This window comes from Corynebacterium sp. LK28 (assembly GCF_014335105.1).
Lineage (GTDB): Bacteria > Actinomycetota > Actinomycetes > Mycobacteriales > Mycobacteriaceae > Corynebacterium > Corynebacterium macclintockiae.
In genome coordinates this window covers 38,477-58,440 of the sequence record NZ_PDGZ01000001.1, presented here as the reverse complement: position 1 = coordinate 58,440, position 19,964 = coordinate 38,477, and the positions used below count along the sequence as shown (strand labels likewise).

Sequence of the window (19,964 nt, the reverse complement as noted above, 5' to 3'; positions counted from 1 at the left end):
CATCGCCTGTTAGTCCTCCTGCTTGTCGCTTGCTGGGTTTGTGCTCCGGCTAGCCCATAGCTCCCGCAGCGTGAGCGCGCCGTGCACGCGCTTTTCCTCCGCACTTGCGGGGAAAATCCGCAGCGCAATTACCAGCCATATTAAGGCCAGCGCGGCGCAAACAACGAATAGGGCAAGGAACACCAGTGGCGTTTGGATCCACACCGGCGCGTTGATCAGCCATTCCATCATTGTTTTGATCTTGCCCTTTCTTTCTTGACGCCTACCCCTGGCTCAACCCGCGACGGTGAAGTAGCGGCTGCACGCTGCGCTGCTGGCCGCGGAACATCCAGAATGCGTCTTCGAAGTCGATGCTAGCGCCGCGCGAAAGAATAATGCGGCGAAAACGCTCGCCCGCGAAGCGGACATCATCGTCGTCGAGGACCGGGGTGGCGTCATTAGATTCCGTACCGGACTCCCCCACCGCAGCGCCGGTATCGACGAAGGCTTGGAAACCATCGGCATCCAGGACCTCGGCCCAGAGGTAGCTCCAGTAGTCGGCGGAGTAGCCACCGGCGAAGATGTGGTTGAAGTAGGTGGAGCGGTAGCGCGGAGCGAGGGCACCGTTGACGCCCACCCCGGCGCGCTCCAGAGCTTCGGCTTCGAAGGCTTCGACCTGTGCGACAGCGTCCTCGGTGGCAGCCTCGAGGAGCTTCTCCGCTTCCACGGCAGAAAGCTTGTGCCAGGCCAGGTCCAGCCAGCAGGCCGCCAGGAACTCGGTGGTGGCCATGCCCTGACCCCACTTGGCTTGGGCGCGGATCGCGTCGACGAACTCGCCACTGATGACTTCCCCGGTCTCCACGTGGCGGGCGTAGTTGTGCAGCACGGCGGGTTCCAGGGCCCAGTTTTCGTTGATCTGGCTGGGGAATTCCACGAAGTCGCGGGGAACGTTGGTGCCGGACAGCGTTGGGTAGCGTACGTCGGAGAGCAGGCCGTGCAGGGCGTGGCCGAACTCGTGAAAGACGGTCTGCACTTCATCAAGGCTCAGCAGGGCCTGTTCGCCTTCGGCGGGCTCGGCGATGTTCATCACGTTGACCACCACGGGAGCCTGGCCCAGCAGGTTGGACTGTTCGACGAAGGAGTTCATCCACGCGCCACCGCGCTTGGTGGGGCGGGCGTACATGTCGGTGAGTAGCAGGCCGATGCCGACGGGGGCGCCGGCCCCCTCGGAAGCGTCAGTGCCCTCGGTAGCGTCGGCGCCCTCGGTGACCTCCCACACCCGCACGCCTGGCGCATAACCGGCCAGGTCGGTGCGTTCGCGCACGTCGATGCCGTACAGGCGCTTGGCGGCGAAGAATGCCCCGTCGACCATCACCTGTTCCAGCGGGAAGTACTTCTTGAGCTCCGCCTCGTCGACGTCGAGCTCCTCGGCGCGCAGTTTGGCATCCCAGTACGGCCAATCTGCGCCGGTGAGGGCGCTTTCCCCCTCCCCGTCCTCTGCGGTGGCTGTGTCCGCTGCGCTTTCGGCTCCACTGACGGCCATCTTGTCCAGCGCCCGTTTGAACTCGCCCTGCGCATTCGCCACGGCGGCGGGCGTCACCTGATTAAGCAACTCCTCGACGGCCGCGAGGCTTCCCGCGGTCTCGGCAGCAGCGACGAACTCGGCGTGGTTGGCAAAACCCAATAGCTCGGCGCGCTGGGCGCGCAGGTGGACGATCTGTAGCAGCGTGGCCGCGTTGCTGTCGGCCGCGCGGTTCAACGATGCCTGGTGCACCTTCGCACGCGCCGCCGGGTTATCCAGCGATTCCAACACTGGTTGGATGCTGGGCAGGCCCAGGCGGATCAGCCAGCCTTCCTCCCCGCGCTCGGTGGCGGCCTTGGCGAAGTATTCCTTGTCAGATTCGCTGAGGCCCGCTACCTCGGCTTCGTCGGTCAGCAGCACCGCCGCATCTTCGGTGGCGGTCTGCAACTGCGCGCCGAAGGCGGTGGTCAGTTCGGCCAGCTGCGCGTCGATGTCGCGCAGGCGCTCCCGCTGGTCGTCGTCTAGCTCTGCACCACCGCGGATGAAGCTCTTCTTCAGTTCGCGCAGTAGTGCCTCTTCCTCGCTGCCCTCCGCCTGCTCGGGCAGGGCGCAGATGCGCTGCCACAGCGTGCGGTTCAGCCAGATTTCGCTGAAGTGCCGGGCCAACTCCGGGCTGATCGTCGCCTCGATCTCGCGCACCTGATCGGTGGCATGTGCGCCCGTATAATTAAAAACAATGGCCAGCACGCGCTGCAGCATCTGACCCGATTCTTCCCACGCCTCGGCGGTGTTTTCCCAGGTGGGAGCCTCGGGGTTGTTCGCGATCGCCGCGATCTGCGCGGCGTGATCCACCAGCGCAGTGCGGAAAGCGGGCACCAGCTCGGCTAGGTCGATTGCCGCGAAGTCTGGCAGTTCATAAGGCAGTTCGGAAGCGTTTTGGAGGTAATCCATGATCCCCCACTCTATCCCTGAGCCCAAGGACTACGTTGATGTGGCCATCGAACAGGGTCGCAAACGTGGCTTCCTCCGCGGTTCCGTCCTCCGCTTCGAGTCCATCCCCTACGCCGGGGGCGAACGCTTCGACCCTCCTTCCCCTGCTGTCCCTTTTCAATTCTTCTTCGGCGACCCCTCTACCACCACCCACCGCCAAGCCCTATCCGTCACCTGCCCGGTCGACGCACCCCCTTCCATCATCGAGTCTGACTTCCATCCCAGGGCCAACGCCGGAACTGGATCCACCCCCACCGACGGCACCAGCCCCGGGGCACCAGTGATCGTGTTCATCCACGGTGGTCGCTATGAGGAAGGCTTCGCTGACGAGCTCTGGTACCAGGGTGTCCGCTTCGCCGAGGAGGGTTTCGTATACGTTTCGCTGAACTACCGGTATCGCTTTGAGGGCTTCCTTCCCCTCGTCGACGAGCAGCGCCCGGCCGTCATTGATCCTTCAATAGACCCAAACACAGAGCCGGAGTATTACCGCGGCGCCGAAGATATCGTCGTGGCACTGCAATGGGTGCGCGACAACATCGCCGCTTTTGGCGGTGATCCAGAACAAGTCACACTGATGGGCCAATCCGCCGGCGGTGCTCTGACGGCATGGACTCTATGCAATCCCCGCACCGAGGGCTTGGTGCACCGCGCCGTGATCCTCAGCCCTGGTTTTCCGCGCGAAGGCTGGCCGAGCCGCGAGCATGTTGCCCGTGCCCTCCTCGGCGGTCCTCTGACGACCAAGCACCTGTCCCGCCTCACGCCGGATCAGCTACAACGTGCCTACCGCCGCTTTGCCCGGATCTATCGCACGGACTGCGCGGTGGGTCCCTATCCTTTCCGGCCGGGTCAGATGCGGGACGTTCCCCTGCTGGTCGGCACTCTGCGCGAGGAGTTAGTGCAGATGCCCTTCGCTCGCGCCCTCGACAAGCACTTAAGCTCCAAGAACCCACTGGTTCGGCAACTGGCCAAGGTCTTGGCACGGTACGCGGAACGGGCGCTGCAGGCGCGGGTGCGGTGGGCGTCAGAAAACCCGGTGGGAATGGCTATCGGTGATTCGGCCATTAAACGTTGGGCCGTGGCGATCATGGAGGAAAAACGCGATACAACCTGGTCCTACGAGTTTCACGGAAGCCAATCAGCTTGGCACTGCGCGGATCTGCCTTTGGTTTTTGACGCCCTTAAGGTCGCGCCCAAAACAGTGAAGTATTTCTGCGGCGAGTCCGCGGCCGAGCGCTTACAGCCACTGGCGACGGAGTTTCACGGGATCGTCGCGCGCTTCGCCCGCGGGGAGGATCCGGAGTGGCCGCGCTATGGTTCGCGACGTTTGGTGCGGCGCTTCGACACGGATGCGGCGGCGCGCGGCGAGGTGACCCGCGAAGTGGCCGAGGATGCTTATCTGCAGATTCGCAAGGATTACCCGGAGCTCTACCCGCGCCGCTAGGCGACAATGCAGCGCCCACACTAGACAGCTCGGTCTAGAATGCTAGGGTGGAAAGCTATGAACGCCACACCCCAGAACAACAGCTTCCCGAACGCCAGCCACCCGAACGCCGGCCGCCCGAGCGATACCGTGACCGTCCCCGACCTCGACACCCTGCGCGCCCGCGGGACGATGAAGTGGACCGTCTACGACGAGGACGTGCTGCCGCTGTGGGTCGCCGAGACCGACTTCGACACCTGCCCCGCCGTCAAGCAGGCCATCGAGTCGGGCGTGGATCGCCAATACTTCGGCTACGAGCGCCGCAACGGTTCCGTGGAGAAGGCCCTGGCAGGCTTCCTATCCCGCCGCTTCGACTGGCAGATCGACCCGTCGTGGGTGCGGCTGGTCCCGGATGTGGTTAAGGGCGTTGCTGCAGCTATTGATGAATTGACGCCGCAGGGCTCCGACGTGATCGTCCCAGTGCCGAGCTACCACCCGTTCTTCGACGTGCCGAGTGCGGTGAACCGCCCGAAGGTCGAGGTGGAAATGACCAAGAGGGGCAACAAGAGCCCGCGAGGCGCCGAGGACACAGAGGAGTGGGCCTTCGACTACGAGGCCCTAGAAAAGGCCTTCGCTAGCAGCGAGAACCCGGCGGGTGTGGGCGCGATGATCGTGTGCAACCCCTACAACCCTTTGGGGCGCGCGTGGCGCCCGGAGGAGTTGGCCAAGCTGGTGGAACTGGCCGACAAGTACAACGTCCGCCTGATCTCCGACGAGATCCACGCGCCAGTGGTCTACGCCCCGCAAAAGCACACTCCCCTGGCGACGCTCAGTGAGGCAGCCGCGCGGGTGACCGTCACGGTGCTGGCGACCTCGAAGGGCTGGAACACCGCGGGCCTGCACTGCGCGCAGATGATCTTCACAAACCCGGACGATCGCGCGGTAATGGCGAAGGTCAGTCCGCTGCGCACGGGATCCTCCTCCACCCTGGGGCAGGTCGCCGCCGAGGCCGCTTACACAAACGGCGAAGCATGGCTAGATAACGAACTGGAGTATCTGCAGGGCAACCTGGATCTGCTGGAACGCCGACTACCGGAGGTGCTGCCCGGCGCGAAGTTCACCCGCCCCGAGGCCAGCTTCCTGCTGTGGGTCGACCTCAGCGCGGTACCGGGGCTGGAAGAAAGCCCGGGTAAGAAGCTGCTGGAAGGCGCACACGTGGCCTTCAACGAAGGAACCATGTTCGGCACTCAAGGTGCGGGGCATGTGCGTATCAACTTCGGAACGTCGCGGGAGATCCTCAACGCGGCCCTGGATCGCATCGCGGAATTCGCTAAGACGAACCTGAACGGTTAACTTGGCACAGTGTGATCAAAGCCTTCAGCCGAATTCTGCGCTCCACTAAGGAACTGTGGCCCTTCTACATCATCGTGATGATCACCAGCATCGTCACGGCGGGACTAGCCCTAGCCACTCCCTACCTGGTGAAGCTGGCCACCGACACGATCGTGGAGACCGTCGGGGGCGGGGGTGCTTCTGACGCTGCCATCGAGGGCGCCACAAAGACCGTCATCTGGCTCGCCGTCGGCCTGCTGGCCGTGGAGCTGGCCAACACCCTCATCCACAACATCGGCGGCTGGTTCGGCGACGTGATGGCCATGCGAATGCGCCAGATCCTGTCCAACCGCTACTACGCCAAGCTTTTGTCGCTGCCGCAGGGCTACTACGACAAGCAGGTCACGGGCACCATCATCTCCCGGCTAGACCGCTCCATCCTGGGGCTGACGGACTTCATCAAGTCCTTCGCCAACAACTTCTTCTCCATGCTGATCACCGTCACCATGATCTTGGTGATCACGGCCATCTACTACTGGCCATTGGCGCTGCTACTGGCGATCATCTTCCCGATGTACCTGTACCTGACCATGCTGACCTCCAAGAAGTGGATGGTGTGGGAGAAGGAAAAGAACGAGCACATCGACGTAGCCCAGGGGCGTTTCGCGGAGGTCATCGGCCAGGTAAAGGTGGTGAAGTCCTTCGTATCCGAGCTGCGTGAGCTGCGTCTGTTCCAGAAGCACTTCGCCGACACGATCCAACTGACGCGCGAACAATCCCGCTGGTGGCACTTCATGGACGTCTTGCGCATGGGCGGGATGAACCTGATCTTCTTCGGCATCTACCTGATGTTGTTCTGGCGCACCCTGCACGGCGACTTCACGCTGGGCGACATGGTGCTGTTGCTGCAGTACGTGGTGATGGCTCGCCAGCCGGCCGGCATGATGAGCTGGATGGTGGATACCGCCCAGCGTGCCGCCGCGGGCTCCCGCGAATACTTCAAGACTATGGAGGAGCTGGAGGAACCATCGGCCACCGCTCCCCTGCTGGAGGCTGCCCGCCCGGGCGGGCCGATGCTGGTCTCCCAGGAGGACGTGGATCAGGCTGTGCAGCCGCAGCTTTCCGCCCCGGAGAACGGGCCGGTGATCGACTTCGACCATGTCAGCTTCGAATACACCAAGGGCGAACCCGTCATCCACCAGGTCACCTTCCAGGCGGCCAAGGGCGACCAGATAGCACTGGTCGGTGAATCCGGTGGCGGCAAATCCACCCTGGTGAACCTGCTGCTAGGCCTGTACCGCCCCACCGAGGGACAGCTGAAGGTGTGCGGAAAGGACGTGGCGGACATGACAGCCGCGGAACTGCGCAGCTCCGTCGGAGTGGTGTTCCAGGAACCCGCGTTGTTCTCCGGCACCGTGCGGGAAAACATCGCCTACGCGAAGCCCGACGCGACGGATGAGGAGATCGAGGCGGTGGCCAAGCGCGCCTTCGCCCACGACTTCATCATGCACTTCAAGGATGGCTACGACACCCTCATCGGCGAGCGCGGCCTGCGCCTGTCCGGTGGGCAGAAGCAGCGCATCGCAGTGGCCCGCGCCATGCTGAAGGACGCGCCGGTGCTGATTTTGGACGAGGCCACCTCCGCACTGGATACCAAGGCCGAGCGCGTGGTTCAGGCCGGCCTGAACGAACTGATGGTGGGCCGCACCACCATCGTCATCGCCCACCGCCTGTCCACCATCGCCGACGTCGACAAGATCGTCACCCTGGACAAGGGGCACGTCTGCGAGGTCGGCTCCCCGGCCGAGCTGGCAACCAGCGGCGGTATCTACAACGAGCTTTTGCAACTGACCAGCTCTTCCTCCGCCGCCGACCGAGCGCGGCTGAAGCGCTTCGGATTCAGCGATCCGGCCGCCGAGGACGACGAAAACTACGACGAGTACGACAACTTCGACGAGAGCTTTGCGGAGCAACCCACCCAGGAGCAGTCCTAGGCAGCATCTCCGCTGCTAACGCCAACGTGCAAGAGTAGCCTGGAAGAATGACTGAGTTACCCCCTAGCATCACCGAGTTCACTACCTTCGACGGCGCAAAAGTTGGCGTCGGCACCGAAGAAGCAAAGACCGCAGAGCAGCAGGTACGCGACAACGACAGCAACTACGTATTCCACAGCTGGTCGGCGCAGGAAAAGATCAACCCGCAGCCGCTGAGCTACGCCGAAGGCCCGTGGATCTACGACTACCAGGGCAACGGCTACCTGGATCTGGGCAGCCAGCTGGTGAGCGCCAACCTGGGCCACGCGCACCCGAAGCTGGTGGAGGCAATTCAGCAGCAGGCCACACGAATCACCAACCAGAACCCTGCGTTCTCCAACGATGTTCGTAGCGAGCTTGCCAAGGAGATCGTGGAGCAGGCGCAGGGCGACTTCTCCCACATCTTCTTTACCAACGGCGGCGCAGACGCCATCGAGCACGCCATCCGCATGGCTCGCCTGACCACCGGCAAGTCCAAAATCCTGACGGCTTACCGCAGCTACCACGGCGCCACTGGCTCCGCAATTATGGCCACCGGCGAGGCACGCCGCCACGGCAACCCCACCACCGACGGCGACGTGAAACACTTCTGGGGGCCGTTCCTGTACCGCAGCGCCTTCTACTCCACCACTCCGGAGGAAGAGTGCGCCCGCGCACTGCAGTCGCTGGAGGAAACTCTGGTGTACGAGGACAACGTGGCAGCAGTGCTGATCGAGTCCGTCGTGGGATCCAGCGGCATTATTGTCCCGCCAGAGGGCTTCCTCCAGGGCGTACGCGACATCTGTGACCGCCACGGCGCGCTCTACATCGCCGACGAGGTCATGGTCGGCTTCGGCCGCACCGGCAAGATGTTCGCCTACGAGCACGGTGGCGCGGACCTGCAGCCGGACCTGGTGACCTTCGCTAAGGGCGTGAACTCCGGCATGGCGCCGCTGGGCGGCGTGATGATGAACGAGGCTGTGTACCAGCGCTTCGCGGACAAGCCCTACCCGGGCGGCCTGACCTACTCTGGCCACCCGCTGGCTGCGGCCCCGGGTCTGGCTGCACAGAAGGTATACCGCGAGGAGAAGATCTTCGAGAAGGTAGCCGACCTAGGCGAGCGCGTGATTGCCCCGGCGCTGCAGAAAATCGCGGAGAACCACCCGAGCGTTGGCAACGTCCGCGGCAAGGGCTTCTTCTGGGCTGTCGAGTTCGTCAGCGACCAAAAGGCCAAGACCCCAATGGGCGGTGAGGCCATGGGCGCGTTCGGCGCGGAGCTGAAGAAGGCTGGCATCTGGCCGATGGTTTCCGGCAACCGCCTGCACTTCGCCCCGCCGCTGATCACCACCGAGGAGCAGCTGAACTGGGCTCTGGAGATCGTCGACCGCGCTGCTTCGGTCGTTGACCAGGCACTGTAAGGCTTTCCAGGCCACGGCGCTGCCGGCCCCAGCACCGGCCCAGCAATAGCAAAAATCCCGGCTGATTCTTCCAGCCGGGATTTATTGTCCTAAAGTTTTACTTCTGAGCGTCGCCCAGAACCTTGTTCACAGCGTCGGTGGCCTTGTCCTTCAGCTCGTTGGCCTTTTCCTTGATGTCGGACTTGGTCTGGTCTGCGCGACCCTCGTTGGCCAGATCGTCGTTGTTGGTAGCCTCGCCTGCGGCCTCCTTGGCCTGACCTGCTACACCCTCTGCCTTGTTCTTCAGATCGTCGATGGACATGTAGTGACCTTTCCTTTCGTTGGGGTCTGCCCACCGGGCCGGGCCGCGGTCACGACCCTCGAATCACCCAGCGGGCATGGTGGCTTTAATTGTACTCGTAAAAACCCTTGCCGGACTTGCGTCCGGTGTGGCCTGCGGTAACCATGCGGCGCAGCAGCGGCGGGCATGCGTAGCTCGGGTCACCGAACTCCTTGTACATGACGTCCGCGATGAAAGCGCAGGTATCCAGGCCAACCATGTCGGCCAGAGTCAGCGGGCCCATCGGGTGGTTGGCGCCCAACTTCATACCCGTATCGATGTCCTCCGGGGTTGCCACGCCGTTTTCCACCATGCGAATGGCGGAAAGCATGTACGGCACCAGCAGGAAGTTCACGATAAAGCCGGAACGGTCCTTCGCACGGATGGCCTGCTTGCCCAGGGTCTCGGTGGCGTAGGTCTGTGCAACCTCAACGACGTCCTCGTCGGAGGTCAGCGCCGGGATGACCTCCACCAGCGGCAGAACCGGAACGGGGTTGAAGAAGTGCAGGCCCAGCACACGGCCCGGGTTCTTGGTGGCGCTGGCGATGGTCTGGATCGGCAGGGAGGACGTGTTGGAGCACAGTGGCGCCTTCTTATCCTCAACGATCTCGTCCAGCTTGGCGAAGACATCCTTCTTGATGTCCTCGTTCTCGATGATGGCTTCCATCACCAGCTCGCGGTCAGCGAAGTCTTCCAGCTTGGTGGTGAAGGTCAGGCGGCCGAGTGCTGCGTCGCGGTCTTCCTCGGACAGCTTGCCGCGGCTCACGGCCTTCTCCAGGGACTTCTCAATGCGAGCCTTACCCGCATCGGCGAACTCCTGCTTGGCCTCCCATACCAGCACGTCGCTGCCGGCCTTGGCTGCGACCTCTGCGATACCGGATCCCATCAGGCCTGCACCGATGACACCTACACGCTGAACCATGGTCACTCCTTTTTTATAGGTTTATTCGTACTTGATCCAGACTACCGATGTTGCCGCCCCTGATGTGCCTAACGCTATTCCTGGTTTATTCCCGACCTATTTCTTTTTTGACGCCCTCTTCTTCCGCCACCTTTTCGTCCTCAGCAGAGTCGTCCGTTATCAGCTCGCCTTCCTGGTCGTACATCGGGCGTGTGGGCGAGATTTCTGCGTCGTTATCCACGTCGCCAACGATTCCCAGGTCTCCCTCGATGCGCACGTTACCGGGGATAACGAGGTTTCCTTCCGCGTCGTATTCGAAACGTGCGTGCTCGTTGCCCTCGTTGTCATAGCCCGGCGCCGGGCGGGATTCGTGCTCGGCTAGCTTCTCAGCGGAGTCGGTCTTGCCCCACTGGCGGCTCGGCGGCTCGGGGCGAGCCGCCGAGTCGTCATTCATGCCCTTAATAAGCGAGTACATCATCACGAAGTTAAACAGCACGAATGGGAAACCGATGATGATCACCGTTTGCTGCAGCGCATCAATTCCGGAATCCGGAGCCATGATGAGAATCGCGCCCGCGACAGCGCCGATCATGATGCACCACAACAGGCGATACATCAGCGGGGTCTTGCCCTCTACACCGGCGGCGAACATGTCGTTGATCAATGCGGCAGAGTCGATCGAGGTGACGAAGAAGATGGCGATAACGAACAGCGCCAGGATGCTGATAGCCAACGTCCATGGGAAGTGCTCCAGGAACGTAAACAGCGCGGTGGCCGGGTCGCCCTGCTCAACGATCGGCTTGGTCAGCACACCCGGTTCCTTCTTCTCGATGTCCAGTCCGGCGTAACCGAAAACGGAGAACCAGAGGATCGTGAATGCCGTCGGCAGCAGCAGAACGCCACCAATGAACTCACGGACAGTACGGCCACGGGAAATGCGGGCGACGAACATGCCAACGAAGGGGGACCAACAGATTGTCCATGCCCAGTAGAACACCGTCCACTTGCCCTGCCAGCCCGGGTTGACCTGCTGGGAATCGGACCAGAACATGATCTTCGGCAGGTATTCCGCGTACAGACTTGTTGCATCCATAGTGCCGCGCAAGAGCAGCAGCGTCGGGCCGGTCAGCAGGATGAAAACCATCAGGCCAGTGGCCGCCAGGATGTTGATGTTGGATAGCCACTTAATACCCTTGGATAGCCCCGTGGCGACCGAAATGGACGACGCGGTGACGATCACAACCAGGATAATGATCTGCATCCACGCTACGTTCTGTGCACCGAACACCGTGGCCAGGCCAGAGTTGATCTGCAGCGTACCGAGTCCGACCGACACCGCGATGCCGAAAACGGTGCCGATGATAGCGAGGGCGTCAATAAGCTTTCCGGGCCACGAGTAAATGCTCGCCCCAAGGATCGGCGCAAAGATGCTGGACACACGCGGCGGCAAGTGGCGCTTGTAGATGAAGTAACCCAAGGCCAGGCCAGGCAGTGCGAAGATGACCCACATGTGCAGGCCGAAGTGGTACAGGGTGAAGCCCATGGCTTCCCCGATAGCCTCGGTACTCATCGGCTCTGCGTCCTGCATCGGAACGTTGACGACGTGGTTGATCGGCTCGGCCACACCGTAGAACATCAGCACTGAACCCAAACCACCGGCGAAGAGCATGGCGAACCAGGACGTGGTTCTAAAAGCTGGCTCCTCGCCCTCTACGCCCAGACGCATCCGGCCAAAGCGCGAGACGAACAGCACCATCAGGAACAGGAAGGCCAGAGAGATGCTGCCGATGTAGAGCCAGTTGAAGTTCTCCAGCAGCCAGTTAGCACCTGTGGACAGGCTACTTGCGGCCTTATCCTTCAAGATGATCGCAGCAGAGACGAAAGCAACGATAAAGCCGAAGGAGACCCAGAAAATGAGCGGGTCAACTTTCACCTTTTCCGCAGTAGCCTTGCCCGAGGTGGTGTCCGCCGCGCTATCCGCGGTGGTTTTGTCTTTTGACGCCTTGGCCGTGGCCTTGGCAGTAGATGATTCGCCTTCCATGACGGGATCACACCCTAAATTCTTGCTAGTTCGTGTGTAGCCGGGAGATCCGACTTACCGCCCTACCCTAGTGCCTCGGCCAGACAAGTTCCGACGCAGCCTCCTCAACTAGTGCCCCAGAAGGTCTTTCGGCTGTCCGGCAAACCAGCAAACAATGTGTAGAGACCTTGCAGATCGTACACAGCTTGTTCCCAGAAAGACTATTTACATTGGGCACCAGTGGTCAACAGAAAGGAATCACATACGAACGGTCATTTCTCCTCTTGAAACGTCAGCAAGAAGCCCCCAGGTTTTAAGTCCGCCTGGGGGCTTCTTGTATGTGGCATTGGCCGGTGACGTTGAGCCTTAGCTCGGGGTGCCCTGCGGCTCCCTGGGACTATTAGACAAGCTGCTCATGAGGTCGTTGAGGTCGCTCAGGCTATCGTCGAGCAAGTCCTCCATGTCCGACAGGTCAGTTCCCATCGTCGGGAAGTTGTCGGTTGGGAACGGCAGGCTAGGAGACGTGTTACCTCCGCCGGATCCGCCAGAGTCACCAGAACCGCCGGATCCACCCAAACTGTCGCTACCTCCCTGGCCCGTCGTGTTCGTCGGCTGGCTTTCGGAGGAGCTGGGCTTCTTGTCTCCACCCTCATCGTCATCGGACATGGAGTTGTAGATCAGTACACCGCCAACAATGAGGGCAACCAGAACCAGCAAACCAATGACGATCTTGGCTACATTGCCATTTCCGCCCTGAGCGTTGGGGCCGCCCTGGCCATAAGGCTGACCAAACGGCTGGCCGGGCTGGCCGGGTTGACCGTAACCCTGCTGGCCGTAACCCTGCTGACCGTAACCCTGTTGGCCATAACCCTGCTGGCCATATCCACCCTGGGAGGGGTTAAACCCCTGGTTACCGGGGTAAGGTGCGCCACCCGGCGCAGCGTTAGCGGCACCTTGCGGGGCTCCATAGGGCGAACCATATTGGCCAGCACCCTGAGCGCCTGCTGCATTATTGGTTCCAGAGGAACCGAATACTTGGGTACTTTGGTCGTCCTGACGACGGTACTGTGGCGGCTCCGGGGTATTGTCCGCGGATCCAGCGCCGGTGCCGTTGCTGCCACCATTCGAGGAGGAGAACGGGTCAGAGTTGCCGTTTCCTCCTCCGCCAAAGGGATTGTTGTCCTGTGGTGCCATCTATCTAAAACTTTCCATAACAAGAGCCAATATCGGTTGGCCTGAGGGTAACACGCCCAGGCCAACCTGCACGCACCTCTAGACTCCGAGGAACATGCTAACGCAGGTAACCTGCTGCTGCGCGAGTATCTGCGTTCTGAACCCCGCGACCGCCCCAGGAAAACGATGCGACTGTGTAGGCGTTACCGAAAGAAGCCGAGGCCAAAGTCTGCGGGCCGGAGTCCGACCAGCCCCACTTGGTGCCGTTGACACCTGGCAGGTGGACGGTACCCCAGTCCTGGCGGGTTCCATCGGCTGCCACGGGAGCTGCAGTGCGCATCCAGTGCAGAACTGCAGAGCGCGGGTGCCGGATGCGCAGCTGGTGCAGGAAGCGCGCAGTATCCGTGGCCGAGGTGTAGGAGTTGCCCCAGTGGGCAGCCGCACGGGTATTGCGCAGAACGTATTCGCGGGCAATAGTGCTAATTGCCCGCGGGTACTTCCGGTTGATCTTCGAAGCAGCGCCATCGTCCGAGAAGCGAATCATGCGCTCGGCCAGGTAGCGGTCAGAGTTGCTTCGGTCGCCGTAGCGCAGCACGTAATCGGCCATGTACAGCTTCACAATGGACAACCCTGGGCGCGCCTCATCCGCGTTCGGGGTCTTGGCGATGCCGTTGTTGGTCACCACGGCCAGGGAAGTACGGGCGGGCACGTTGTGGATCGTGCGCACCTTGTAGCCAGGGTTCGGTGCGGGGCGATTCGGTGCCGGTCGATTTGGCACAGGGCGGTTCGGCGCAGAGGATCCTGGAATCTGGTTGGCGGACATGCCCAGTTTGTTCAGAGCGTCCTCCACGGCCTGCGGCACGGGCGGCAACTTCGGTGGCGGCGGGAGCTGCGGAAGCTGAACCTGCGGCAGCGGAGGCACCGATCCGGCGGGGCCTGGAGCAGCCGGGGCTGCGTTGGCCGGAACAGCCAGGCCGGCAACGCCCACTGCAGCAGTCATTGCGGCAGTAGCGAACCCCTTGGCTACGGAGTGGCGAGAATCCTTAGCCGCATGCCGCGGCCGGTAGGTGTACTGGGAAAAGTCGAACGTCATAACCTCTAGTCCCGTTGGTTGACTCTGTCTTGGGCTGACAAGTGGGCGTCAACTAGAAAAAGATCTAGTTAAGAAAATACAGAATAAATATACATAAATAGCAACGTGTGTTCTCGCCCAACGCGCGTAGCGCGGCCTAGCGGTAGAGCAACTCCATGACCTCTTGGTAGGGCGCCGGGTGCATACCCCAGGCATCCACGCCGACATCAACCTGGCCGGGACCGGTGACGGGTTCCGCGGAGTGCAGGTGGCCGTGAATCACAAAGGGCACATCCAAGCGCAGGTTGTCATAGCGCGACTCCATGCCCTCATGGTCTTGCCCGGGGCGCGGAAAGTGGCACAGCCAGGCAACTTCACTATCGGCCTTCTTCGCTAGATCCTCATTGTCCGCGACCCCATCGCCGTCCGGATCCCACGGGACAATGCACTGGTACGGCTGAACGGAATCGAAGACCTCCAGGAACCTGCGCTGGCGAGTCGCGCTATTGGCGTGCAGCGGATGACAGGTGTCGTGATTTCCGGCAATCAAATGCGCCGTCACGTCTAGATCCAACAACGTATCGTGCAGCAGTGATAGCGCCCTTTCCTCCTGCGGACCCCAACCGGAAGAAATATCCCCCAGCACCCACAAGATATCGCCGGGGCTGAGAGCCGCGGTGAGGTTGCCAAGGATGGCCGCATCGTGGCGTTCGACATCGGCATCCCCGCGATCGTATCCGCGCAGCTCAGCAACGAAGGGGTGGCCTAGATGAAGGTCGCTGGTGAACCAGGTGCGGGGATGGCTCATTTTCACTCCTTGTGTGCGGGTACCAGCCCTACTCTAACGCTTCCCCTCCCCCGCATTTATCCTGATCGGCGCCGGCCTGGCGCTAGTCACTCCCGAAACGTTCACACCGTTGGCGGCACACATCTCCACGATGATTGCGATCATCATGCTGTGCATGGGGCTGACGCTGCCCGACTTCGCACTGGTCATCAAGCGCCCCCTGCCGATCTTCATCGGCGTGCTGGCGCAGTTCGTCATCATGCCGCTGGGTGCTGTGGCCGTGGCCAAGCTGCTGGGGCTGAACCCCATGCTGGCTATCGGCCTGCTGATGCTCGGTTCGGTGCCGGGTGGCACGACCTCCAACGTGGTTTCTTACCTAGCCCGCGGTGATGTTGCCCTGTCTGTGACCATGACCTCCGTGTCCACAATCCTCTCCCCGCTGGTCACCCCGGTGATCATGCTGTTGCTGGCGGGCGAGGAAACCCCCGTGGATGGCAAGTCCATGGCGTGGAGCCTGGTGCAGACCGTGCTGCTGCCCGTCATCGGCGGCTTGGTCATCCGCGTGATCTTCGACCGCATCGTCCAGGCCCTGCTTCCGATCCTGCCGTGGCTGTCGATCGTCGCCATCGGTGGCGTGGTCTTCCCCGCCGTGGCTAAGTCGTCGGAGACTCTGATGAACATCGGCGTCACGGTGCTGATTGCTGTGATCATCCACAACACCATCGGCTACGTCCTGGGTTACTTCGCCGCCCGTGCGACCGGCGAGTCCCCTGCAGTGTGCCGCACCACCGCCATCGAGGTCGCCACGCAGTCCGCCGGCCTGGCATCTGGAATGTCGGGCAAGTACTGGGCTCCGGAAGCCGCCATCCCCGGCGCGGTCGCCGCCGTCTGGCACAACATCTCCGGCGCACTGTTTGCCTTCCTCGCGCGCCGCTTCGCCAAAAACTAGCGCCCCGAGCCCCCTACCATGGGGCTCATGCGTATCTTCGGCTTTGAATCTTTCGGCGGCCCCGAGGTCACCCGGTTCCTTGATGTCCCCGACCTCACCTGGCAGCCCGGCAGCGTGCTGATCCGCCCCACCGCGATCAGCCTGAACCCGGGCGACATTAAAGTTCGAAACGGCCAACGCCAGGGCGCTTTCCCCGTCGAGTTCCCCATGGCCATGGGTCGCGAGGCCGCCGGGATCGTCGTCGAAGCCGATCCTTCCACCGGGTTTTCGCCAGGCGATCATGTCTTCGGGTCGGCTTTCTCTGGCACTGGTGCTGCCAGCGATTCTTTCGTTCTTTTGGACGCCACCTCGACCGCAACTATCCCCAGCGGTGTGGAGGCCACGGATGCGGCCTGCCTGCCCGCGGCCGCCGGGACCGCCTACGACGCTTTGGCGGAACTGCACGACCTGGAAACCTGGCCGGATGAGGGCGCCCGTCTGCTGGTGATCGGCGCGGGCGGCGGAGTAGGCACGCATGCTCTGCAGTTGGTGCGGCATTACAACATTGAGGTCATCGGCATCGCCAGCGCCCGCAAGAAGATGCTCGTGGAGCGCCTGGGAGCGCGTTTTATGGATACCGCGGAGCTAGGCAAGACAGGCTCCCACGTCACCGTTCCACCGGTAGACGGCATCCTGGATCTGGTCGGCGGCGAGGTCTTGGAGGGGCTGGCGCATCTTGCACCAGAGGGCGCCATCCGCAGCGCCGCCGACAAGCAGCTGGCCACCCGCCTGGGCGGTAGCGGCATCACTCGCACCCGTACCCAGGAGCGTTTCGCAGAACTCGCCCGCTTGGTCGCGGAGGGCGCGATGCGCCCGGTCATCGGCAGGGAGCTGTCCTTCAGCGCAGCCGCCGAGGGCTACGAGGAGGTGGAGTCGGGGCACGCGCTGGGAAAGGTCGTTCTCACTGTGAATGACTAGCGGAAGCGCTAGGCTTCTTCATTAATACGACTCTTCTCTTAACTTAAGGACGGCTCCATGAAGCGCACGTCTGCCCTTGCCCTGCTCTCCGTCGCCGCACTGAGCCTAAGCGCCTGCGGTTCTGAAAACTCCAACGATGCCGCCGACTCCGGCAGCTCCGCCAACGCCTCTGCACAGCAGGATTCCGCGGCTAAGGATGCGGGCTCTGAGAAGAACGATTCCAAGAAGTCCGGCCCCAACCCCACAGTCCCGGGAGCGAGCGACCAGGCCGCCGATCCCTCACCGGATGATGGCTCGAGTTCTGAACCCCGCGGGGGCTCACGGGCAACCCCCAGCAAACTCGGAGGATCTTGTGGAACCACAGCGGAAGGCGCCAAACTTAGAGCGCACGAAGCCACCTCGTGCGAGTTCGCGCGAGCGATCTACCAGACTGCGTTGAAGGCTAAGTTCGAACCGTTTGCCTTGAGCCCGGATGCGACGGCAATACCCCGCGCCTCCATTAGCGTCACCAGTCCGATAAACAACGAATCCTACGATCTGACGTGTACCATCGGCTCCGCTAACACCGACATGGACTGCATCGATCAAAGCGACCGCTCTGTAGGTGTAAGCGTCGGATTCCCCAATGCCGGTTATCTCCACCGCGCAATGCCGCAGGTACTGGCTCTATACAACGGCTAGTCGGCCCTCACCCAGACACCGGCGACCTGCACGTTTAAGGCGAACGCTAGGCAGGGGTCAGCGCGCCGGCGGTAGCGATCAACGCAAACTCCGCGATCCAGATCCACAGCCAGGGGCGCTTCGGCAGCAACGGCAGCTCTTCGGACGGAGCAGGTCGAGCGAACACGGACTTTGTTGCCGGGTCGAAGGATTCCCACACCTCCCGGTAATCAGCTTCCGTGGCGGCCCATTGCCGAACCGACTTCGTATCGCGTTTGTTCGCATATATCCAATACAACGCTGGGCCTGCGAAGACGAGGAAATACAGGACTGCGAGGAGGATTTTCAGACCTCCCGAGGTACCTTCCACAGCCCCCGAAGGAATCCCGACAAGCATCATGCCACCCAAGATCAGTGCAAGCCACGCCGCGAGCTTTTTAGCGGTATTCGGGCGGTACCTGGCCAACCGGATGCGGCGGGTTTCCACTTCTTGCTCGTCTGTGGAACGCACGACGTGCCCGTCGGTGGGATCCTCGTCCGGCATCCAGCCAGCCAAGTAATCCTTCTTGCCCTGCTCACCATACCCCTGCGGCTCTTTGTAGTTCATGACTCTTAGTGTAGGTAGAGCCCGGACAACCCACAGCGGGACGTTCGATTCTCTCCGGTTAGACTATGACTGTCCAACCCGATCCTTTTAGTTCCATTGAGCGATCCTTCGAGGAGGCCTACAGCCGCAGTGAGCCAGCCCAGTCCCGTAAAGCGCCCCGCCGAGTTCCCCATCCCCCAGCGCCCTAGCGCCTGGGAACTCTTCACTACCTTCAACTCCAAGGCCAAAGGCTGGGCAGCTGGCGTGCGGGCCGCACTGTCTTTGCTGATCCCGGGCACAATCGCGTGGTCTTTAGGCCACACCGATGCAATGCTGCTAGTCGCCGGAGGCGCGTTCGCTGTTATTTACGGCGGCAACCTTCCATACCGAACCCGTCTGAAGGTCATGGTCTTCTCCGCCGCACTTCTGGCCATCTGCCCCACCATCGCAGCATGGCTGGGAAAGATGATGTGGGCGCACATGGACTCCGGGGGTTCGCACTGGTGGCTCCTGATCGCCGGTGCCTATTGCACCTTCCTGTCGGGCGTATTCACCTATGCCCAGAACGCTCTGCGTCTGCCGCCACCGGGCGGCTTCTTCATCGTCATGGTCTCCGGCGGCGCCACGATGATCGCCCGCAACGGCCTCAACCCGCTAGCCATCGGTGGCTGGGCTCTGTTCGGCGCGTTCGTCGCCGTCATCGTCGGCATGTTCCCCGCCCTGCTCAACCCGCGGGGCCCAGAGCAGCAGGCGATCCGCACCCTCAACAACGCGGTTGCGGACTTCGAGGCCGATCCTTCGCCCGGCCACTACTACCTCGCCCGCACCTCTTTGTTTGAGGCCTGGTCCGCTCTCATGGGAGCAGGGATCGTCTCTGGTGGCAAGGTTGTCCGCGAAGCTCAGCGCAACCTGGTGGCGCAGGTGCAACAGGCCCGCAAGCGACTCATGGCTCTCAGTGCCGAGGCCGGTTACGTCGACACGGACGAGGATTTCTCCGACTCCAACGGCATGGTCGAGCCCACCCGCACCGCCATCCCCCACCACCAGCCGTCGGTGAAGTACCGCATCGGCCGCTCTCTGAACATCCACAGCCATGCGGAACTCAGCATGGAAAAAGTAGTGCTCGCCAGCCTGACCTCCTGCACCCTCACCATCTGGCTGGGGCTGGATCGTCCCGACTGGGGTGTGATTACCGCTCTGCTGATCCTGCAGTGGGGGCCAGAGAAAATCCCCGGCACCATCCGCGGCGTCCACCGACTCTTGGGCTCCGTGCTGGGCATCGGCATGTTCGCCATCGCCCACGCCTTCCAGATCGGCGGCCTACCCCTGCTGTTCCTCCTGGCCATTTGCCAATTCGCCGCCGAGTTCTTCATCGTCAAGAACTATGCGTTCACCGTCATCTTCACCACCCCCATGGCTCTGATGATGGGTAACTCGCTCGCCCGCCCGCTCAGCGATGTCACCATCGATCGCCTGGCCGAGGTGTTTGTTGCGATGATCTGCTCGTTTATCTTCTTGTGGTTCTGGCGCACTACGTCGGACACCCACTATCACCGCCGCCTGGTCGGCCATTGTAAAGCCGCCATGGGCTCCCTGCTGGGCGCTTTGCTGACTACCCACCCCGACGATGCCCTCTACGCACGCCGCGACCTGCAGTTTGAGCTGCTCAGCGAGCGCAAGCACATGATGAAGATGATCAACAACAACTCGTCGTACGCGCGCCGTGTGTGGGCCAAGCACAACCAGCTGCAGCTCACCGGGTATACCCTGCTGGATTATTGCAACGCCCACGCGGACGAGGAGCTCTCCTTAAGCGAAATCAACCGCCTGGCCGCGTCGGTACGGGCGCTCGGTGGAACCTAGTCGG

General features: G+C 62.2%; 17 protein-coding genes. 8 read left to right on the top strand and 9 right to left on the bottom strand.

All coding sequences use genetic code 11. The features are described 5' to 3' along the window. Nucleotides 1–9: 9 nt before the first annotated feature. Entirely contained in the window at nucleotides 10–231 is a 222-nt protein-coding gene (locus tag CRD15_RS00255) for a hypothetical protein (protein WP_187401627.1), read from the bottom strand. A gap of 31 nt (nucleotides 232–262) precedes the next feature. Next, nucleotides 263–2,452, bottom strand: a complete 2,190-nt coding sequence (locus CRD15_RS00250; protein ID WP_187401626.1) for a M3 family metallopeptidase — start codon at nucleotides 2,450–2,452, stop codon at nucleotides 263–265. On the opposite strand from CRD15_RS00250, the gene CRD15_RS00245 reads away from it, so the two are divergent. The 4 genes from CRD15_RS00245 to CRD15_RS00230 all read left to right on the top strand — a co-directional run bounded on the left by CRD15_RS00245 (nucleotide 2,451) and on the right by CRD15_RS00230 (nucleotide 8,673). Continuing rightward, nucleotides 2,451–3,932 (top strand): carboxylesterase family protein, encoded by a 1,482-nt coding sequence (locus CRD15_RS00245; RefSeq protein WP_187401625.1) that lies wholly within the window; start codon nucleotides 2,451–2,453, stop codon nucleotides 3,930–3,932. The genes CRD15_RS00250 and CRD15_RS00245 overlap by 2 nt on opposite strands. Nucleotides 3,933–3,989: 57 nt before the next feature. Further along, complete coding sequence (locus tag CRD15_RS00240) at nucleotides 3,990–5,264, top strand: MalY/PatB family protein (protein ID WP_370546755.1); 1,275 nt, start codon at nucleotides 3,990–3,992, stop codon at nucleotides 5,262–5,264. 11 nt (nucleotides 5,265–5,275) lie between these two features. Next, the gene (locus CRD15_RS00235) at nucleotides 5,276–7,237 is read left to right on the top strand and encodes an ABC transporter ATP-binding protein (protein ID WP_187401624.1); all 1,962 of its coding nucleotides are present in this window, start codon (nucleotides 5,276–5,278) and stop codon (nucleotides 7,235–7,237) included. A 68-nt stretch (nucleotides 7,238–7,305) separates the two neighbouring features. Further along, a complete protein-coding gene (locus CRD15_RS00230; protein WP_187401720.1) occupies nucleotides 7,306–8,673 on the top strand; it encodes an aspartate aminotransferase family protein in 1,368 nt (455 codons plus the stop codon). A 97-nt stretch (nucleotides 8,674–8,770) separates the two neighbouring features. Here CRD15_RS00230 and CRD15_RS00225 read toward each other — a convergent pair whose 3' ends face one another. The 6 genes from CRD15_RS00225 to CRD15_RS00200 form a co-directional block, all read right to left on the bottom strand. Continuing rightward, on the bottom strand, nucleotides 8,771–8,968 hold the full coding sequence (locus CRD15_RS00225) for a CsbD family protein (RefSeq protein ID WP_187401719.1): 198 nt from the start codon (nucleotides 8,966–8,968) through the stop codon (nucleotides 8,771–8,773). Nucleotides 8,969–9,059: 91 nt separating this feature from the next. Continuing rightward, on the bottom strand, nucleotides 9,060–9,914 hold the full coding sequence (locus CRD15_RS00220) for a 3-hydroxybutyryl-CoA dehydrogenase (RefSeq protein ID WP_034993546.1): 855 nt from the start codon (nucleotides 9,912–9,914) through the stop codon (nucleotides 9,060–9,062). Nucleotides 9,915–9,999: 85 nt separating this feature from the next. Further along, nucleotides 10,000–11,934: a BCCT family transporter gene (locus tag CRD15_RS00215; RefSeq protein WP_222866317.1), complete on the bottom strand. Its 1,935-nt coding sequence runs from the start codon at nucleotides 11,932–11,934 to the stop codon at nucleotides 10,000–10,002. 345 nt (nucleotides 11,935–12,279) lie between these two features. Further along, on the bottom strand, nucleotides 12,280–13,107 hold the full coding sequence (locus CRD15_RS00210) for a hypothetical protein (protein ID WP_035001503.1): 828 nt from the start codon (nucleotides 13,105–13,107) through the stop codon (nucleotides 12,280–12,282). A gap of 97 nt (nucleotides 13,108–13,204) precedes the next feature. Next, nucleotides 13,205–14,179 carry a hypothetical protein gene (locus tag CRD15_RS00205; RefSeq protein ID WP_187401623.1) on the bottom strand — a complete coding sequence of 325 codons (975 nt, stop codon included), beginning with the start codon at nucleotides 14,177–14,179 and terminating at the stop codon, nucleotides 13,205–13,207. A gap of 136 nt (nucleotides 14,180–14,315) precedes the next feature. After that, complete coding sequence (locus tag CRD15_RS00200; protein WP_187401622.1) at nucleotides 14,316–14,966, bottom strand: metallophosphoesterase; 651 nt, start codon at nucleotides 14,964–14,966, stop codon at nucleotides 14,316–14,318. Nucleotides 14,967–15,024: 58 nt separating this feature from the next. Here CRD15_RS00200 and CRD15_RS00195 point away from each other — a divergent pair, with 58 nt between their 5' ends. Genes CRD15_RS00195 through CRD15_RS00185 form a run of 3 tightly spaced genes read left to right on the top strand, consistent with a single transcriptional unit; the run spans nucleotide 15,025 to nucleotide 17,532 of the window. Then, nucleotides 15,025–15,894, top strand: a complete 870-nt coding sequence (locus CRD15_RS00195; RefSeq protein ID WP_370546764.1) for a bile acid:sodium symporter family protein — start codon at nucleotides 15,025–15,027, stop codon at nucleotides 15,892–15,894. 27 nt (nucleotides 15,895–15,921) lie between these two features. Continuing rightward, nucleotides 15,922–16,851, top strand: coding sequence for an NADP-dependent oxidoreductase (locus tag CRD15_RS00190; protein WP_255463657.1), 930 nt, complete (start codon nucleotides 15,922–15,924; stop codon nucleotides 16,849–16,851). Between the two features lie 57 nt (nucleotides 16,852–16,908). Continuing rightward, complete coding sequence (locus CRD15_RS00185) at nucleotides 16,909–17,532, top strand: hypothetical protein (RefSeq protein WP_187401620.1); 624 nt, start codon at nucleotides 16,909–16,911, stop codon at nucleotides 17,530–17,532. 46 nt (nucleotides 17,533–17,578) lie between these two features. Here CRD15_RS00185 and CRD15_RS00180 read toward each other — a convergent pair whose 3' ends face one another. Further along, nucleotides 17,579–18,118 carry a hypothetical protein gene (locus CRD15_RS00180; protein WP_035001505.1) on the bottom strand — a complete coding sequence of 180 codons (540 nt, stop codon included), beginning with the start codon at nucleotides 18,116–18,118 and terminating at the stop codon, nucleotides 17,579–17,581. 129 nt (nucleotides 18,119–18,247) lie between these two features. Between CRD15_RS00180 and CRD15_RS00175 the strand changes: the two genes are divergently transcribed. Then, the gene (locus CRD15_RS00175; RefSeq protein WP_370546754.1) at nucleotides 18,248–19,960 is read left to right on the top strand and encodes an FUSC family protein; all 1,713 of its coding nucleotides are present in this window, start codon (nucleotides 18,248–18,250) and stop codon (nucleotides 19,958–19,960) included. Nucleotides 19,961–19,964 lie beyond the last annotated feature (4 nt).

Excerpts from the sequence above, each read along its gene's own strand:
- CRD15_RS00250 (WP_187401626.1), bottom strand. The coding sequence starts at position 2,452 with ATGGATTACCTCCAAAACGCTTCCGAACTGCCTTATGAACTGCCAGAC.
- CRD15_RS00210 (WP_035001503.1), bottom strand. The coding sequence starts at position 13,107 with ATGGCACCACAGGACAACAATCCCTTTGGCGGAGGAGGAAACGGCAAC.
- CRD15_RS00200 (WP_187401622.1), bottom strand. The coding sequence starts at position 14,966 with ATGAGCCATCCCCGCACCTGGTTCACCAGCGACCTTCATCTAGGCCAC.
- CRD15_RS00215 (WP_222866317.1), bottom strand. The coding sequence starts at position 11,934 with ATGGAAGGCGAATCATCTACTGCCAAGGCCACGGCCAAGGCGTCAAAA.
- CRD15_RS00190 (WP_255463657.1), top strand. The coding sequence starts at position 15,922 with ATGCGTATCTTCGGCTTTGAATCTTTCGGCGGCCCCGAGGTCACCCGG.
- CRD15_RS00240 (WP_370546755.1), top strand. The coding sequence starts at position 3,990 with ATGAACGCCACACCCCAGAACAACAGCTTCCCGAACGCCAGCCACCCG.
- CRD15_RS00220 (WP_034993546.1), bottom strand. The coding sequence starts at position 9,914 with ATGGTTCAGCGTGTAGGTGTCATCGGTGCAGGCCTGATGGGATCCGGT.
- CRD15_RS00205 (WP_187401623.1), bottom strand. The coding sequence starts at position 14,179 with ATGACGTTCGACTTTTCCCAGTACACCTACCGGCCGCGGCATGCGGCT.
- CRD15_RS00255 (WP_187401627.1), bottom strand. The coding sequence starts at position 231 with ATGATGGAATGGCTGATCAACGCGCCGGTGTGGATCCAAACGCCACTG.
- CRD15_RS00185 (WP_187401620.1), top strand. The coding sequence starts at position 16,909 with ATGAAGCGCACGTCTGCCCTTGCCCTGCTCTCCGTCGCCGCACTGAGC.
- CRD15_RS00245 (WP_187401625.1), top strand. The coding sequence starts at position 2,451 with ATGATCCCCCACTCTATCCCTGAGCCCAAGGACTACGTTGATGTGGCC.
- CRD15_RS00180 (WP_035001505.1), bottom strand. The coding sequence starts at position 18,118 with ATGAACTACAAAGAGCCGCAGGGGTATGGTGAGCAGGGCAAGAAGGAT.